The sequence below is a fragment of the Noviluteimonas lactosilytica genome (assembly GCF_020866925.1).
GTDB classification, from domain to species: Bacteria; Pseudomonadota; Gammaproteobacteria; order Xanthomonadales; family Xanthomonadaceae; genus Noviluteimonas; species Noviluteimonas lactosilytica.
This window is the reverse complement of sequence record NZ_JAJGAK010000003.1, coordinates 189,402-203,705: the sequence shown is the minus strand read 5'-3', so window position 1 is coordinate 203,705 and position 14,304 is coordinate 189,402. Positions and strand designations below refer to the sequence as shown.

The 14,304-nt window shown below is 68.5% G+C and carries 20 protein-coding genes; 4 read left to right on the top strand and 16 right to left on the bottom strand.

Annotated elements, in window-relative coordinates:
• Window positions 1–48 precede the first annotated feature (48 nt).
• The 13 genes from ptsP to LK996_RS12835 all read right to left on the bottom strand — a co-directional run bounded on the left by ptsP (window position 49) and on the right by LK996_RS12835 (window position 10,137).
• Window positions 49–1,758 (bottom strand): phosphoenolpyruvate--protein phosphotransferase, encoded by a 1,710-nt coding sequence (gene ptsP, locus LK996_RS12895; RefSeq protein ID WP_230527767.1) that lies wholly within the window; start codon window positions 1,756–1,758, stop codon window positions 49–51.
• Window positions 1,758–2,027, bottom strand: coding sequence for an HPr family phosphocarrier protein (locus LK996_RS12890; RefSeq protein ID WP_230527766.1), 270 nt, complete (start codon window positions 2,025–2,027; stop codon window positions 1,758–1,760). Before LK996_RS12890 ends, ptsP begins: the two co-directional genes overlap by 1 nt.
• Window positions 2,028–2,065: 38 nt before the next feature.
• Entirely contained in the window at window positions 2,066–2,458 is a 393-nt protein-coding gene (locus tag LK996_RS12885) for a PTS sugar transporter subunit IIA (RefSeq protein ID WP_230527765.1), read from the bottom strand.
• A gap of 19 nt (window positions 2,459–2,477) precedes the next feature.
• Window positions 2,478–3,326 carry an RNase adapter RapZ gene (rapZ, locus tag LK996_RS12880; protein WP_425493784.1) on the bottom strand — a complete coding sequence of 283 codons (849 nt, stop codon included), beginning with the start codon at window positions 3,324–3,326 and terminating at the stop codon, window positions 2,478–2,480.
• A 70-nt stretch (window positions 3,327–3,396) separates the two neighbouring features.
• Window positions 3,397–4,344, bottom strand: a complete 948-nt coding sequence (gene hprK / locus LK996_RS12875; protein WP_230527763.1) for an HPr(Ser) kinase/phosphatase — start codon at window positions 4,342–4,344, stop codon at window positions 3,397–3,399.
• Entirely contained in the window at window positions 4,341–4,820 is a 480-nt protein-coding gene (locus tag LK996_RS12870; RefSeq protein WP_230527762.1) for a PTS sugar transporter subunit IIA, read from the bottom strand. The genes hprK and LK996_RS12870 overlap by 4 nt, the downstream gene beginning before the upstream one ends.
• A 13-nt stretch (window positions 4,821–4,833) precedes the next feature.
• Window positions 4,834–5,151, bottom strand: coding sequence for a ribosome hibernation-promoting factor, HPF/YfiA family (gene hpf, locus LK996_RS12865; protein ID WP_230527761.1), 318 nt, complete (start codon window positions 5,149–5,151; stop codon window positions 4,834–4,836).
• A gap of 88 nt (window positions 5,152–5,239) precedes the next feature.
• A complete protein-coding gene (locus LK996_RS12860) occupies window positions 5,240–6,661 on the bottom strand; it encodes an RNA polymerase factor sigma-54 (RefSeq protein ID WP_230527760.1) in 1,422 nt (473 codons plus the stop codon).
• Window positions 6,662–6,709: 48 nt separating this feature from the next.
• A complete protein-coding gene (lptB, locus tag LK996_RS12855) occupies window positions 6,710–7,429 on the bottom strand; it encodes an LPS export ABC transporter ATP-binding protein (protein ID WP_230527759.1) in 720 nt (239 codons plus the stop codon).
• A complete protein-coding gene (gene lptA / locus LK996_RS12850; RefSeq protein WP_230527758.1) occupies window positions 7,429–7,965 on the bottom strand; it encodes a lipopolysaccharide transport periplasmic protein LptA in 537 nt (178 codons plus the stop codon). The genes lptB and lptA overlap by 1 nt, the downstream gene beginning before the upstream one ends.
• Window positions 7,949–8,527: an LPS export ABC transporter periplasmic protein LptC gene (lptC, locus tag LK996_RS12845; RefSeq protein ID WP_230527757.1), complete on the bottom strand. Its 579-nt coding sequence runs from the start codon at window positions 8,525–8,527 to the stop codon at window positions 7,949–7,951. Before lptC ends, lptA begins: the two co-directional genes overlap by 17 nt.
• A complete protein-coding gene (locus tag LK996_RS12840; RefSeq protein WP_230527756.1) occupies window positions 8,524–9,117 on the bottom strand; it encodes a KdsC family phosphatase in 594 nt (197 codons plus the stop codon). The genes lptC and LK996_RS12840 overlap by 4 nt, the downstream gene beginning before the upstream one ends.
• 3 nt (window positions 9,118–9,120) lie before the next feature.
• Entirely contained in the window at window positions 9,121–10,137 is a 1,017-nt protein-coding gene (locus tag LK996_RS12835; RefSeq protein ID WP_230527755.1) for a KpsF/GutQ family sugar-phosphate isomerase, read from the bottom strand.
• A 60-nt stretch (window positions 10,138–10,197) separates the two neighbouring features.
• Here LK996_RS12835 and LK996_RS12830 point away from each other — a divergent pair, with 60 nt between their 5' ends.
• The 4 genes from LK996_RS12830 to LK996_RS12815 are packed head-to-tail and all read left to right on the top strand — an operon-like array spanning window position 10,198 to window position 12,108.
• Window positions 10,198–10,431, top strand: coding sequence for a BolA family protein (locus tag LK996_RS12830; protein ID WP_230527754.1), 234 nt, complete (start codon window positions 10,198–10,200; stop codon window positions 10,429–10,431).
• Window position 10,432: 1 nt separating this feature from the next.
• The gene (gene murA, locus LK996_RS12825) at window positions 10,433–11,710 is read left to right on the top strand and encodes a UDP-N-acetylglucosamine 1-carboxyvinyltransferase (RefSeq protein ID WP_230527753.1); all 1,278 of its coding nucleotides are present in this window, start codon (window positions 10,433–10,435) and stop codon (window positions 11,708–11,710) included.
• Window positions 11,711–11,731: 21 nt separating this feature from the next.
• Window positions 11,732–11,935 carry a hypothetical protein gene (locus LK996_RS12820; protein WP_230527752.1) on the top strand — a complete coding sequence of 68 codons (204 nt, stop codon included), beginning with the start codon at window positions 11,732–11,734 and terminating at the stop codon, window positions 11,933–11,935.
• Window positions 11,932–12,108 carry a hypothetical protein gene (locus LK996_RS12815; protein ID WP_230527751.1) on the top strand — a complete coding sequence of 59 codons (177 nt, stop codon included), beginning with the start codon at window positions 11,932–11,934 and terminating at the stop codon, window positions 12,106–12,108. Before LK996_RS12820 ends, LK996_RS12815 begins: the two co-directional genes overlap by 4 nt.
• 56 nt (window positions 12,109–12,164) lie before the next feature.
• Here the strand turns inward: LK996_RS12815 and LK996_RS12810 are convergent, their stop codons facing one another.
• The 3 genes from LK996_RS12810 to purN are packed head-to-tail and all read right to left on the bottom strand — an operon-like array spanning window position 12,165 to window position 14,302.
• On the bottom strand, window positions 12,165–12,842 hold the full coding sequence (locus LK996_RS12810) for a DUF3108 domain-containing protein (protein WP_230527750.1): 678 nt from the start codon (window positions 12,840–12,842) through the stop codon (window positions 12,165–12,167).
• Window positions 12,843–12,845: 3 nt separating this feature from the next.
• A complete protein-coding gene (locus LK996_RS12805; RefSeq protein ID WP_230527749.1) occupies window positions 12,846–13,661 on the bottom strand; it encodes a DUF3108 domain-containing protein in 816 nt (271 codons plus the stop codon).
• Entirely contained in the window at window positions 13,637–14,302 is a 666-nt protein-coding gene (gene purN / locus LK996_RS12800) for a phosphoribosylglycinamide formyltransferase (RefSeq protein WP_230527748.1), read from the bottom strand. The genes LK996_RS12805 and purN overlap by 25 nt, the downstream gene beginning before the upstream one ends.
• Window positions 14,303–14,304: the final 2 nt, after the last annotated feature.

Sequence of the window (14,304 nt, the reverse complement as noted above, 5' to 3'; positions counted from 1 at the left end):
GGTCAGGCGTTCATGGCGCGAATTATGGCCCGCGACGATGCGGGCCGCCTACCCCTGCAGCCAGGTTTCGATCGACTTGCGGTCCTTCGCGCGCAGCAATGCGGGCGCGCGGGCGCGCAACGCGCCGAGGTCGCAGTCTCGGATCGCGCGGCGCAGTTCCAGCAACGTGTTGGGGTGCAGGGAGAACTCGCTGAGCCCGAGGGCGAGCAGCAGCGGCGCGTACTGCGCATCGCCGGCCATTTCGCCGCACACCGCCACCGGTTTTCCCTTGCGGTGCGCGATGCGGATGATGTCGTGCAGCAGGCGGACCAGCGCCGGGTGCAGCGGCGTGTAGATGTCGCCGAGCGCTTCGTTGTTGCGATCGGCGGCGAGCAGGTACTGGATCAGGTCGTTGGTGCCGATCGAGAGGAAGTCGACGGCGCCGACGAAGCCGGGCAGGGCGATCGCCGCGGCCGGGACTTCGATCATCGCGCCGAGCGGGATGACGTCGGCGACCTCGTGGCCTTCGCGACGCACCTGCGCCAGCACGCGCTTCAACAGGCGGCGCACCGACACGATCTCTTCGCGGCTGCTCACCATCGGCACCAGCACGCGCACGGGACCGTAGCCGGACGCGCGCGCGATCGCACGCAACTGCGTGCGGAACAGCGCATCGCGCGCGAGCGACAGGCGCACGCCGCGCAGGCCGAGCGCGGGATTGGGTTCGTCTTCGAGCACCAGGCCGCTGCGATCGGCCTTGTCCGCGCCGAGGTCGAGCGTGCGGATGGTGACCGTGCGTCCGGTCATGCCGAGCACGACGTCGCGGTAGGCGCGGAACTGTTCCTCTTCGTCCGGCAACTCGTTGCGCTGCAGGAACAGGAATTCGGTGCGATACAGCCCGACGCCCGCCGCGCCGAGCGCATGCGCTTCGGCGACGTCGGCGCGCGATTCGGCGTTCGCCCACAACTTGATGTCGACGCCGTCGGTGGTGCGCGTCGGTTCGCGGCGCAGGCGATTGAGCTGGCGGCGTTCGCGCACCTGGTCGCGCATGCGCGCGCGGTGGCCGCGCAGGTCGTCGGCGTTCGGTTCCAGCACGACGAGGCCGCTGGTGCCGTCGACCGCGAGCACGTCGCCGTCGTTGACCTTCAGCAACGCCTGCGCCGCACCCACGACCAGCGGCAGGTGCAACGAGCGCGCCAGGATCGCGCTGTGCGACAACGCGCTGCCGCCCGCCGTGACCACCGCCATCACGCCCTGCGCCTGCAGTTGCGCGAGTTCGGCCGGCGCGATGTTGTCGGTGACGAGGATGTCGCCGGCCAACCCTTCGACCGGCGTCGAGCGGCGATGCAATGCGGCGTGGATGCGACCGATCACCTGGTCGATGTCGTCGATGCGGCTGCGCAGGTACGCATCGTCCATGCCGGTGAAGACGTTGGCGATGCGGTCGCGCTGCAGGCGCAGCGCGTAGTCGGCCGAATAGCGGCCCGCGCGGATCAGGTCGTCGAGGCCCTGCAGCAGTTCGGGATCGTCGAGCAGCAGCGCGTGCAGGTCGAGGAATTCGCCGACTTCCTGCGCGAGCGCGCCATGCAGGCGATGGCGCAGCACGCGCATCTCTTCGCGCACGACATCGATCGCGGCGTGCAGGCGATCGAGTTCGGCATCGACCGTGTCGGCGGGGATGCGTTCTTCGCGGACATCGAGGACGTGCGGCAGCCTGACCCGTGCGCGGCCGAGCGCGCTTCCGCGCGACGCCCCGTGGCCGGGCAGGACCTGGCGCATCAGCCGCCCTCGTCGAACAGTCGCTCGAACAGGTCCGCGACTGCGGCGGCGGCTTCGGCTTCGTCGGCGCCGTCGACGCGCAGCACGACCGGGGTGCCCTGGCCGGCGGCCAGCAGCATCACGCCCATGATGCTCTTCGCGTTGACTTCGCGGCCCTTCGCACTGAGGGTCGCGCCGCTCTTGTAACTCGATAGCACCTGCACGAGTTTCGCCGTGGCCCGTGCGTGCAGGCCCAGCTTGTTGGCGACCAGGAGCTCGCGCTCGATCATGCGTTTCCTTGCATCACTTGCCTGGGGGAAGGCCTACTTTAAGCGTCATCATGGATCACGCCGTTGCGCGCGCCTGCCGCGGCGACGCTGGGCAATTCGTCGAGTTCCATTTCTGAGTAGTTCATCACGCGCAGCAGCATCGGCAGGCTCACCGCCGACACGCGCCGCACCGGTGTGCCGATGCGCGCGAGCTTGCTCGCGAGGTTGCTCGGCGTCGCGCCGTACAGGTCGGTGAGCACCAGCACGCCCTGTCCGCCATCGACGCGGCGCAGCGCCGCGCTCGCCTGCGGCAGCAACGCGTCGGGGTCGCCGTCGAAGGGGACCTCGAAGGCCTCGGTCTTCAACGGCAACTGGCGCAGCAGGCGCGTGGCCACCGCGACCAGCGCGGAGCCGATGCCTTCGTGGGTGATGAGCAGGACGCCGACGGTCATGGCGCCAGATTAGGGCAAGTCAGTCCAGCTCGCGATGGTGCACTGCAACTTCGGCCCAGCCGCGGTCGCGGAAGTGGCGCGCGAGGCGCTCGGCCAGGTAGACCGAGCGGTGCCGCCCGCCCGTGCAGCCGAAGGCCACGGTCGCGTAGCTGCGCGTGTCCGATTGCAGGCGCGGCAGCCAGGTGTCGAGGAAGTGTTCGATCTGCTCGCTGTACTGCTGCACGAGCGGTTGCGCCTCCAGGTACTCGCTCACGTCCTTGTCGCGACCGGAGAGCGGGCGCAGGCGCGCGTCCCAGTGCGGGTTGGGCAGGCTGCGCGCATCGAACACGAAGTCGGCGTCGGCCGGCACGCCGCGGCGATAGGCGAAGGACTCGAACAGCAGCGACAACGTCGATGCCTCGCCCAGGCCGAACTCGGTGATCACCACGCGGCGCAACTTGTGCACGTTGAGGTGGCTGGTGTCGAGGACGACGTCGGCGATCTGTCGCAGCGGCTTCAGCGCCTGGCGTTCGAGCGCGATCGCATCGGCGAGCGCGAGGCCGAGATGGCTGAGCGGATGGCGGCGTCGCGTGTCGGCGTAGCGGTGCAGGAGCACGTCGTCTTCGGCGTCGAAGAACAGCAGTTTCGGATCCACGCCGAGCGCGCCGATGGCGGAGAGCACTTCGGAAATCGCGCCGAGGTCGCCGCCGCTGCGCACGTCGATGCCGACCGCGATCTTCTCGGGGCGGTCCTCGCTTTCGCGCATCAGGCGCCGCACGAAGTCCGGCAGCATGTCCGCCGGCAGGTTGTCGACGCAGTAGAAGCCGAGGTCCTCGAGCGTGTTGAGCGCGACCGACTTGCCCGAACCGGACATGCCGGTGACGACCATCATGCCCGGGGCCGCGAGGGCGGAGGTGGGGTTTGCAGGGTTTGGCGTCGGGCTGGTGTCGTCCACGGCGTCAGCTGGAGCGTTCGAGGAAATGGGAATGGCGCGCCATGAAGGCCGCCGCGGGATCGACGCCCTTCGCGCGCAGGATGTGCGCGCGCGTCGCCGCTTCGGCCAGCACCGCGAGGTTGCGGCCGGGCATGACGGGCAACGTGATCTGCGGGACGTCGAGATCGAGCACGCGCCGCGCGCTGAGGTCGCCGGTGATGCGTTCCATGCCGCCCGGCTGTGGCTCCAGGTGCGGCTTGGTCAGGTGCACCACGAGGCGAAGGTACTTGTTCTTCTTCACCGCGGTGTCGCCGAACATCTGGCGCACGTTGAGCACGCCGAGGCCGCGCACTTCCAGCAGGTCCTGCAGCAGCTCCGGGCACGTGCCGTCGAGCACGTCGGGTGCGATCTGGGTGAACTCGGGGGCGTCGTCGGCGACGAGGCGATGGCCGCGCGTGATCAGTTCGAGCGCGAGTTCGCTCTTGCCCGATCCCGACTCGCCGGTGATCAGCACGCCGATCGAATAGATCTCCATGAACACGCCGTGCAGCGTCACCCGCGGCGCGAGCGTGCGTGCGAGGTGGTACTGCAGGTGGTTGAGGAGTTCGTGGCCGCGCCGCGGCGAGACCCACAGCGCCGTGTCGGTTTCCTCGGCCGCGATGCGCAGGTCCTCGGGGATGCGCTGTTCCTTGCTGATCACCAGCGCGAGCGGGCGCGCCTGCATGATCTTCTCGATCACTTCCCAGCGCGCGCGCGAATCCAGGCCATCGAGCCACGACAGTTCTTCGGTGCCGAGGATCTGCACCTTGTTCGGATAGATGATGTTGAGATAGCCGGCGAGCGAAGGGCGACGCGCGACCGTGTCGACCGATTCGAGCACGCGCTTGCCGCCGCCCTGGCCTGCGACCCAACGCAACGCGAGCTTGCCCTGGTGCAGGTCGAACAGCTCCTGCGCCGTGATCCGCAGCGTCATCGCGCCTGTCCCGCGGCGAGCGGCGCTTGCGCCGGATCCAGCAGCAGCGCGCGCAACGCGACGACATCGCGCGCATTGCGCAGCGCTTCGCGGAAGCCCGCGTCGGCGAAGTGTTCGGCGATCTGCGCGAGCAGTTGCAGGTGCTCCTGGGTGAAGTGTTCCGGCACGGCCATCGCGAACACGAGATCGACCGGTTCGCCGTCGCTCGCGCCGAAGTCGACCGGCGTGCGCAGGCGCAGGAACGCGGCGCGCGCGTGGTCGAAGGCGTTGGTGCGGCCGTGCGGAATCGCGATGCCGTGTCCGATGGCGGTGCTGCCGAGACGCTCGCGCTTGCGCAAGCTTTCCGCGATCGCCTGCGTGTTCGCAGGCGACGCGTCGGAAAGCAATCGTGCAGCGGCGTCGAGCACGCCGTCGCGGTCCCCGGCTTCCACGAGCAGGACGATGCGGTCGGCGGCGAGCAGCGACTGGAACGGCATCAGGTACGCGGCGTCAGCCGCCGCGCGCGGCGTCCCCGCCGCGGTGGGAGTCGATGAGTTTTTCCTTGTGCTTCATCAGCAGGCGATCGAGCTTGTCGGCAAGCAGGTCGATCGCGGCGTACATGTTTTCGGCGGTGGCATCTGCATGGAGCGTGCGGCCGGCGATGTTGACGTTCGCCTCGGCGCAGTGGTCGGTGCGTTCCAGGCTCAGTTGCGTGCGGACATCGAAAGGTTGGTCGAAGTGGCGGGCGAGCCGCGAAAGCTTGGATTCAACGTAGTCGCGCAGGGCGGGCGTGACTTCGAGTTGCTGACCGTAGGTGTCGATACGCATCGCGGGGACCTCCTTCTTTGCGTCACTTCGGAACCACAGCATACGCCGGCCCGTCGCAAGGGGAAGTGGCCGCGACGGGCCGCTGTGTTCAGCCGATGCGCAGCCGGTCCTGCGAGGACGGGATGCTCATCGCTTCGCGGTACTTGGCCACCGTCCGGCGCGCCACGGGGACGCCGGACGCCTTCAGGGTCTCGGCCAGGCGGGCGTCGGACATGGGCTTGCGCGGGTCTTCGGCTTCCACGAGACGGCGGATCATGGCCTGGATCGCGGTGCTCGAGGCTTCGCCGCCACTGCCGGTTTCGATGCCCGAGGCGAAGAACGCGCGCAACGGAATCGTGCCGCGCGGCGTGCGCACGTACTTGCGTGCGATCGCGCGCGAGATCGTCGATTCGTGCAGGCCGACTTCGGTCGCGACTTCGCGCAGCGTCAGCGGACGCAGCGCCTGGTCGCCGAATTCGAGGAACGCCGATTGCTGGTGCAGCAGGCAGCGCATCACCTTGAGCAGCGTGTCGCCGCGCGCTTCGAGGCTCTTGAGCAACCAGCGCGCTTCCTGCAGGCGGCCGCGCAGGTAGATCGCATCGTGTTCGTTCGCCGAACGGATCAGGCGTTCGTAACCGCGATGGATCGAAATGCGCGGACGCGCACCCGCCGCGAGTGCGACGCGCCACTGGCCCTGTTGCCGCCATACGACACAATCGGGCGTGACGTACGTGTCGGCGGACGTCGTGCCCATCTGCGCGCCGGGCCGTGGTTCGAGCGAACGCAGCAGGTGCACGGCCTGCTCGATGTCTTCGGTCGGGCGACGCAGTTCGGCGGACAGGCCCGCGACGCCGATGCGCGGCAGGCGTTCGAGCGGACCTTCGGCCATGCGCATGGCGAGCTCGCGCCCCGGCGTTTCCGCGGGCAGCATCGTGAGCTGCAATTGCAGGCATTCGTTGAGCGAACGCGCGCCGACACCCGGCGGATCGAAGCGCTGCACCTGGTGCAGCACGGTCACGAGTTCCTCGGGTTGCGCGACGAGTTCCGGACGCAGGCTCTCGGCGATCGCGTCGAGCGATTCGCGCAGGTAACCGTCGTCGTCGATCGCTTCGATGATCGCAACGCCGATCGCGCGATCGCGTTGCGAGAGATGGCTCAGGTGCAATTGCCACAGCAGGTGGTCCTGCAATGTTTCCGGATCGGCGACCTGTTCGGCGAGCGGTTCGTCGTCGCTGTCCGCGGGACCGATGCGCTCGTACCAGGTTTCGTCGCCGTCCCACGCGGAGGCGTCGGCGGGCGGTGCGTCGTCGTGGCCATCGGCCGTATCGTGGCCATTGCCTTGCGCGCCATCGCCCGGAAGGGTGTCCAGCGGCGTCGTTTCTTCCCAGTCGAGCAGCGGATTGCTTTCGACCGCGCTGGCGATTTCGACTTCCAGTTCCGCGGTCGACAGCTGCAACAGCCGGATGGCCTGCCGCAACTGCGGCGTCATCACGAGGTGTTGTCCCAGCGATGTCTGGAGGCGGGGCTTCATGTCGAGTCCAACGCTGCCGGATGGGACCGACGGCCGGACGCGACGACCTTACAGGCGGAAAGCTTCGCCCAGGTAGACGCGGCGGACGTCAGGGTTCGCCAGCAGCGCGTCCGGCGCCCCCTGCGCGAGCACGCTGCCTTCGTTGAGGATATACGCCCGGTCGCAGATGCCCAAGGTCTCGCGCACGTTGTGATCCGTGATGAGGACCCCGATCCCGCGAGATTTCAGGTGACGCACGATGCGCTGGATCTCGCCGACCGAAATCGGATCGACGCCGGCGAAGGGTTCGTCGAGCAGCATCAGGCGCGGCTTCGCCGCCAGTGCGCGGGCGATTTCGACGCGGCGGCGCTCGCCGCCGGAGAGGCTCGCGCCGATCTGGCCGGAGACGTGGCCGATCTGCAGTTCGTCGAGGAGCACGCCGAGCTCGCGCTCGCGCGCGGACTCGTCGAGGTCGTCGCGCAGTTCGAGCACCAGGCGCAGGTTGTCGGCGACGGTGAGCTTGCGGAACACCGACGGTTCCTGCGGCAGGTAACCGACGCCGAGCCGCGCTCGCGTGTACATCGGATCGCCGGTGATGTCGCGGCCGTCGAGGACGATCTTGCCCGCATCGGCCGGCACCAGGCCGACGATCATGTAGAAGCAGGTGGTCTTGCCCGCGCCGTTGGGGCCGAGCAGGCCCACGACCTCGCCTGCGTCGAGCGTGAGCCCGAAGTCGCGGACGACGGCGCGCGAGCGGTAGGACTTGCGCAACCCTTCGGCGACGAGCATCAGCGACTGCCCTGCGACTGCGCACTCTTGGGCACGAACTGCATCTTCACGCGGCCCTTCTCGCCTTCGCCCGAGCCCTGCACCTGGCCCGTGCGCATGTTGTAAGCGATGCGGCCGCCGGCGATGTTGCCGCGGCCCGGCTGGTCGATCAGGGCGTTGCCCGTGAAGATGACCGTGTCGGTGGCCATGTCGTAATCGACGTTGTCGGCGCGCGCGTTGATCTTCGAGCCGTCGTCGAGCTCCTGGCTCATCTGCACCGGCGAACCGGTCAGCTGCACGCGGCGGATGTCGCCGCCCGCGCGATGCACGACCGCCTTGCCGGCCTGCACGTTCAGCGAGCCCTGCACGAGATGGACGTTGCCGATCAGCGTGCACGGACCGTCGTCGGTCACCGTGCAGTCGCTGGTGTTGGATTCGACGTTCAACGGCTGGTTGCGGTCCGCGATGCGCGCCGACGCCGGGAACAGCACGAGCGCCAGCAGCGCGCCGAACAGGATCGGTGCGAAGGGACGCAGGGATTCAACGGGTCGGGACATAGTGGAGCTTCACGTTGGAGTGGAAGCGGACGCGCTTGCTGTCCAGCAGCGCCTCCATGCCTTGACCGCGCAGTATAGAGCCCGGTTGCGTGACGGTGACCAAGCTGGGCGAGACGGCACGATTCTTTTCCGGGAAGACGTTCAGTTGCTCGGTGGTCATCTTCATCCCGCGCGCCGAAGGCATCGACGTCGCGACGACGTTGCCCTGCAGGCGGACCTCGTCGCCCGAGCCGCTCACCCATGCGGTCTTCGAACGCACTTCCCATCCGGCTTCACGCGTGGGGACCTGGTTCGGGCCCGGCGCGACGGGGATGAAGAACACCGGCGTTTCCAGCGTCATCGTTTCGTCGGCGGGGCTGCGCGCCAGGCGCGGCGCCTGCACGGTGAACGACTCGTGGCCCTGGTCGTCGAGCACGATCGCTTCGAAATCGGTGAGCACGTAAGTCGAACGCGTCGGATCGGCCACCGGCGTGCGCTCGTCGGGGCGGCTCTTCCAGATCGACCAGCCGGTGGCGGCGGCGACCACGAGCAGCAACAGCACGAGCCAGCCGCGCACGATCACGACGAGCGCTCCACGCGCACGCCGGTGACGTGGGCGATGTCGGCGAGCAAGTCTTCGGCATGGCCCTGCGCGGCGAGGATCAGGTCGCACAGTTCGCGTGCCGCGCCTTCGCCGCCGCGCGCGGTGGTGCGCCAGTGCACGCGTTCGCGCGTCCACATGTGCGCCTGCGCCGGCGCGACCGAAAGGCCGACCTGCAGCATCACGCGCAGGTCCGCGAGGTCGTCGCCCATGAAGGCCACTTCGTCGAGCGTGAGGCCCAGTCGCCGTGCGATGCCCTCGACGCATGCGAGCTTGTCGCTCACGCCGGTGTGCGATTCGACGCCGAGTTCCTGCGCGCGGCGTTCGGCCGCGGCGCTGGCGCGCGCGGTGACGAACGCGACCGCGATGCCCTTGCGCTGGATCAGCTTGAGGCCGAGGCCATCGAACACGTGGAAGGCCTTCGATTCGTTGCCTTCGCTGTCGATGATCAGGCGGCCGTCGGTGAGCGTGCCGTCGACGTCGAAACACGCGAGGCGGATGCGCTTCGCGCGTTCGCGGATGTCGGCGGGGAAATCGTTGAGGTGCGAGTAGTGCTTGTCGGTGCTGGACATGTGTCAGACGACCCGGGCGCGGAGGAGATCGTGGATGTTGAGCGCGCCGACGACGCGGCGTTCGTCGTCCACGACGAGCAGGGCGTTGATCTTGTGGTGTTCCATCAGTTGCGCGGCTTCGACGGCGAGCGCGTCGGCGCCGATCACCTTCGGCGACTTCGTCATCACCGAGCCGATGCGTGTCGAACGCATGTCGATGCTCGCATCGTCGAGCGTGCGGCGCAGGTCGCCGTCGGTGTATAGGCCGAGCAGGCGGCCGTCGGCATCGACGATCGCACTCATGCCGAGGCGCTTGCGGCTCATCTCGACGAGCGTTTCGCTGAGCGTCGCCGTTTCGCGCACGCGCGGCACCTCGTCGCCGGCGTGCATCACGTCGCGGATGTGCAGCAGCAGGCGGCGACCGAGCGCGCCGGCCGGATGCGAGCGCGCGAAATCTTCGGCGGTGAAGCCGCGCGCTTCGAGCAGCGCGACCGCGAGCGCATCGCCGAGGGCGAGCGCGGCGGTGGTGCTGGCGGTGGGAGCGAGCGCGAGCGGGCAGGCTTCGGCGGGGACGCTGGCGTCGAGGTGCACGTCGGCTTCGCGCGCGAGCGACGAACCGGGGCGGCCGGTCATCGCGATCAGCAGGTTGCCCTGGCGCTTGAGCACGGGCAGGACCATCAACAGCTCGTCGCTTTCGCCGGAGTAGGAGAGGGCGAGCACGATGTCGGCGTCGGTGATCATGCCGAGGTCTCCATGCGCGGCTTCGCCCGGATGCACGTAGAACGCGGGCGTGCCGGTGGAGGCCAGGGTCGCCGCGATCTTGCGCGCCACGTGCCCCGACTTGCCCATCCCCGAGCAGACCACCCGGCCGCGGCACGCGAGCATCGCCCGGCAGGCGGCGGTGAACGCCCCGTCGAGCCGGGCCGCGACGGCCTGCAGGCCGTCGGCTTCGATCGCGATGACGCGGCGACCGCTGGCGGCGAAGTCGAAATTCCCCTGGAGGGCCGCGGCGGCGTCGATGGGTGCGGGTTGGGTCGCCATGGGAACGGTGGGGTGGCCTTCCGCTAGACTGGAGTGCGCAGTTTACAGGACACCCCCCGCATGAACGCCGACACCATCCGACGCCTGATCGAGCAGGGCCTGCCGGGCAGCACAGCACAGGTCGCGGGCGAGGACGGCGTGCACTTCGAGGCCACCGTCGTGAGCGAACAATTCCGCGGCAAGCTGCCGCTCGCGCGCCACCGCATGGTGTACGCGACGCTGGGCGAACGCATGGGCGGCGAGATCCACGCGCTCGCGCTGAAGACCCTCACGCCGGACGAGGCGAGCGCCTGACATGCAGAAGATCCAGGTCGAGGGCGGCGCGCCGCTCAATGGCGACGTGCAGATCTCCGGCGCGAAGAACGCCGTGCTGCCGATCCTCTGCGCGACGCTGCTCGCCGACGAGCCGGTCGAGATCAGCAACGTCCCGCATCTCCACGACGTGGTCACCACCGCGAAGCTCCTCGCCGGGCTCGGCGCGGAACTGACCATCGACCAGGGCACGATCGGCAAGGGCAGCGAGAGCGGCATCGTCGTCGATCCGCGCTCGGTGACTTCGCACGTCGCGCCCTACGAACTGGTCAAGACGATGCGCGCGTCGGTGCTCGTGCTCGGTCCGCTGCTCGCCAAGCATGGCGCGGCCGAAGTCTCGTTGCCCGGCGGTTGCGCGATCGGTTCGCGTCCCGTCGACCTACATATCGCGGGCCTGCAGGCGCTCGGCGCCGAGATCACCGTCGACCACGGCTTCATCAAGGCGCGTGCGGATCGCCTGAAGGGCGGACGCGTGGTGTTCGACCTCGTCAGCGTCGGCGCGACCGAGAACGTGCTGATGGCCGCCGCGCTCGCGCAGGGCACCAGCGTGCTCGAGAACGCGGCGATGGAACCGGAGATCGTCGACCTCGCCGACTGCCTCAACGCGATGGGCGCGCAGATCGAAGGCGCGGGCAGCAACCGCATCGTCGTGCACGGCGTCGATCGCCTGCACGGCGCGAAGCACGCGGTGGTGGCCGATCGCATCGAGACCGGCACCTTCCTCGTCGCGGGCGCGATGACCGGCGGTCGCGTGGTCGCGCGCCGCACGCGTCCGGAAACGCTGGACGCTGTGCTCGAAAAACTCATGCAGGCCGGCGCGCACATCGACGTCGAAGGCGACCGCATCACGCTCGACATGCAGGGCCGCCGCCCGAAGGCGGTGAACATCACCACCGCGCCGCACCCGGCGTTCCCGACCGACATGCAGGCGCAATTCATGGCGCTCAACTGCATCGCCGACGGCGTCGGCGTGATCAACGAGACGATCTTCGAAAATCGCTTCATGCACGTGCAGGAACTGCTGCGCCTGGGCGCGGACATCCGCGTCGAAGGCCACACGGCGATCGTGCGCGGCGTGGAGAAGCTGAGCGGCGCGCCGGTAATGGCGACCGACCTGCGCGCGTCGGCGTCGCTGATCCTCGCGGGCCTGGTGGCCGAAGGCGAGACGGTCATCGACCGCATCTACCACCTCGACCGCGGCTACGAGAACATCGAAGAGAAGTTGTCGGGGTTGGGTGCGCGGATCAAGCGCGTCGGGTGATTTCAGCTCAATACATCGCTGATGTTCTGCGCGATTCTCGTGCTTGCATGGGGCGTTTCGTTGTTGATGGGGTGGTTGCATGCATTGCATCCATTTCCCGCCGAAACGTATCGCTTTCTTGCAGTTGCGAAGCAGTGGCTTGTGTACTTTGACGTCGGGTTTGCGGCGGCAGCCTTGCTGGTCGGCGCGACTCGATTCATCAAGGAAACATGGGAGGCACAATGAGAGCGCTGTTCGCCGAATTCAGAAACTCCTTCATCCGCGTCGCGGTGCTTTACTACGCGATTCCGGCCGCAGTGCTTTGTGGCGCGTGGCTTGCGTTCTGGCGGCTGGCGAACGCCTTCGCGAACGATGAGCCGCTCGAAATCGCGCCCGGTTACAAGATCAAGCTCCCCTGAAAACAAAAAGGCCGCCTGATGGCGGCCTCTTCGTAATCGGCATTGCGCTCCGGCGATCAGCGCATCGCCTTGAACTGCAGATCCATTTCGTCCTGCCCGTCCTTGCGCTGCAGGATGCGCGCGGGCGTCGGCAGGCCGTCGACGATCCACACGATCGTCTGCTTGTTGCCGTCGGTGCGCTGCACCTTCGTCGCCTGCTGCTGCTTGCCGCCCACGTCGATCGATTCCTTGCCGGCGACCGTATACACGTGCTCCTTCGCGCGGCCGTCGTCGACCATGCGATAGCGCAACGGCTTGCCGGCGTGCACGTCGCGTGCGAGGGCGAGGTTGACCAGCATCGCGTCGAGGTCGCCGGGCTGCAGCTTCACCGGGCCGGCGCGGTCGGGCTTGACGTCGCCGCTCCACGTCGCCACGCCCTTGCCCCAGTCGTAGTTCGCCTGCTTGTTCTTCTTCTTGATCAGCACCGCCGACACGTCGGTGCCGGAGAGCGGGCGCCACTGGCCGTCCTTCTCGTCGAAGGTGGTGCTCTGGCTCAGCGAGGCGAGGCTGCTGTTGACGCGCAGGGTGTATTTCCACTGCCCGCCGGACTGCGCGAGCGTCATGCGCGCGTTGCCTTCCATGCCCTGGTAGTTCGCGACGTAGTCGGCGTCGAACGGCTTCAAGCCGCTCTGCGCGGCGTACGCCGGCAGGGCGAGCGCGGCGGCGGTGACGATCGTGGTGATCAAACGACGCATGGCTCAGGCCTCTTGGTAATCGATCAGTTGCAGCTCGTACGTGTCTTCGTCGTCGTGCTGCACGATGCGGATGGGAGTCGGGACGGCTTCCACGACCCAGAACGTGGTCCCGTTGTTGCCGCCGCGCACGCGCTCCACGCGCAGTGCCTGGTAGGCAAGGTCGTCGACGACCTGTGGTTCGCGCGCCGGAGACACCAGGAATTGCTGGTCCTTCGCGCGGCCGTACTCGACGAACCGGTATTGCAGGGTGGCCCCGGGCGCGGCGTCGCGCAACACCGCGAGGTTGATCAGCAAGCCGTTCATGTCCCCCTTGCGGAGGGGAACCGGTTCGCGTCGGTTCTTTTTCAGGTCGCCGGTCCAGCGGGCGACGCCGGTCGACCAGTCGTACGTGCCCGTGACCTGCTTGCGCGTGAAGAGCGCCTTGCGCACGGTGCTCTGGCTCAGCGGGCGCAGGACCTCCTCGTGCGTGTCGAACACCGTGCTCTGCTGCAGGTCGAGCCCGGCCAGGCCCATCAGGCCGCGCGTGGCTTCGATGCGCAGGTCGATGCGCCAGCGTTGGTCCGGGAGCGACACCAGGTTCAGCGTCGCGTCGCCGAGCGTCTTGCCGTCGCGGGTGACGCGGTAGCGCGCATTGAACGGAACGAGGGCCGGTACGGCCGCTTCCGGAAGCGGCGCAGTCGTGGCCGGCGCGGCGGCGGAGGTCGCCGGCACGGGGACGGTCTGCTGCGCCGCCGCCGGCCACGCGCAGGCGGCCGCGAGGAGCGCGGCGAGCAGCAGCGGGGCGGGGGCAGTCTTCACTTGGTCGGTGGGGCCAGGCATGCGGAGTCGGCGGACTCTACGGACAAGGGATCCAACAGGGGCTGACCGTCGAGCAGGACCGTGGTGCCCGCCTCGGCGATGCGGCCTTCGACCGCGAGGCGTACGACCGCGACCAGCAACGGATGTTCGACGGCCAGAACCCGTTCGGCGAGCACATCCGGCGTATCGCCTTCGAGCACCGGTACGCGCGCCTGCGCGACGACCGCGCCGGCGTCGAGTTCGGGGCTGACGAAATGCACGCTCGCGCCGTGTTCGGCCACGCCGTCGGCGATCGCGCGCGCATGGGTCTTCAGGCCGCGATACGCGGGGAGCAGCGACGGGTGGATGTTCAGCAGGCGACCGCGGAAGCGCGCGACGAAAGTTTCGCCGAGCATGCGCAGGTAACCGGCGCACACGATCCAGTCCGGCTGCACCGTATCGATCGCATCGGCGAGTTCGTCGTCGAAGTCCGCGCGTTGCGCGTAGGCCTTCGCGTCGCGACTCCAGCGCAGGTCGGGCGGCACGCGTTCGAGCGCGCGCGCGTTCAATCGATCGGAGAACACGCCGACGATCTTCGCGTCGAGCGTGCCCGCATCGATCGCGTCGACGATGGCCTGCAGGTTGCTGCCGCGTCCGGAAGCGAGGACGGCGAGCCGGCGCATGG

What these genes read in the sequence shown, in the direction of transcription:
- ptsP (WP_230527767.1), bottom strand. Translation starts at nt 1,758, where the DNA reads ATGCGCCAGGTCCTGCCCGGCCACGGGGCGTCGCGCGGAAGCGCGCTC.
- LK996_RS12890 (WP_230527766.1), bottom strand. Translation starts at nt 2,027, where the DNA reads ATGATCGAGCGCGAGCTCCTGGTCGCCAACAAGCTGGGCCTGCACGCA.
- LK996_RS12885 (WP_230527765.1), bottom strand. Translation starts at nt 2,458, where the DNA reads ATGACCGTCGGCGTCCTGCTCATCACCCACGAAGGCATCGGCTCCGCG.
- rapZ (WP_425493784.1), bottom strand. Translation starts at nt 3,326, where the DNA reads ATGGTCGTCACCGGCATGTCCGGTTCGGGCAAGTCGGTCGCGCTCAAC.
- hprK (WP_230527763.1), bottom strand. Translation starts at nt 4,344, where the DNA reads ATGACGCTGCGGATCACGGCGCAGGAGCTGTTCGACCTGCACCAGGGC.
- LK996_RS12870 (WP_230527762.1), bottom strand. Translation starts at nt 4,820, where the DNA reads ATGCCGTTCCAGTCGCTGCTCGCCGCCGACCGCATCGTCCTGCTCGTG.
- hpf (WP_230527761.1), bottom strand. Translation starts at nt 5,151, where the DNA reads ATGCGTATCGACACCTACGGTCAGCAACTCGAAGTCACGCCCGCCCTG.
- LK996_RS12860 (WP_230527760.1), bottom strand. Translation starts at nt 6,661, where the DNA reads ATGAAGCCCCGCCTCCAGACATCGCTGGGACAACACCTCGTGATGACG.
- lptB (WP_230527759.1), bottom strand. Translation starts at nt 7,429, where the DNA reads ATGCTCGTCGCCGAAGGGTTGCGCAAGTCCTACCGCTCGCGCGCCGTC.
- lptA (WP_230527758.1), bottom strand. Translation starts at nt 7,965, where the DNA reads ATGTCCCGACCCGTTGAATCCCTGCGTCCCTTCGCACCGATCCTGTTC.
- LK996_RS12840 (WP_230527756.1), bottom strand. Translation starts at nt 9,117, where the DNA reads ATGTCCAGCACCGACAAGCACTACTCGCACCTCAACGATTTCCCCGCC.
- LK996_RS12835 (WP_230527755.1), bottom strand. Translation starts at nt 10,137, where the DNA reads ATGGCGACCCAACCCGCACCCATCGACGCCGCCGCGGCCCTCCAGGGG.
- LK996_RS12830 (WP_230527754.1), top strand. Translation starts at nt 10,198, where the DNA reads ATGAACGCCGACACCATCCGACGCCTGATCGAGCAGGGCCTGCCGGGC.
- murA (WP_230527753.1), top strand. Translation starts at nt 10,433, where the DNA reads ATGCAGAAGATCCAGGTCGAGGGCGGCGCGCCGCTCAATGGCGACGTG.
- LK996_RS12820 (WP_230527752.1), top strand. Translation starts at nt 11,732, where the DNA reads ATGTTCTGCGCGATTCTCGTGCTTGCATGGGGCGTTTCGTTGTTGATG.
- LK996_RS12815 (WP_230527751.1), top strand. Translation starts at nt 11,932, where the DNA reads ATGAGAGCGCTGTTCGCCGAATTCAGAAACTCCTTCATCCGCGTCGCG.
- LK996_RS12810 (WP_230527750.1), bottom strand. Translation starts at nt 12,842, where the DNA reads ATGCGTCGTTTGATCACCACGATCGTCACCGCCGCCGCGCTCGCCCTG.
- LK996_RS12805 (WP_230527749.1), bottom strand. Translation starts at nt 13,661, where the DNA reads ATGCCTGGCCCCACCGACCAAGTGAAGACTGCCCCCGCCCCGCTGCTG.
- purN (WP_230527748.1), bottom strand. Translation starts at nt 14,302, where the DNA reads ATGCGCCGGCTCGCCGTCCTCGCTTCCGGACGCGGCAGCAACCTGCAG.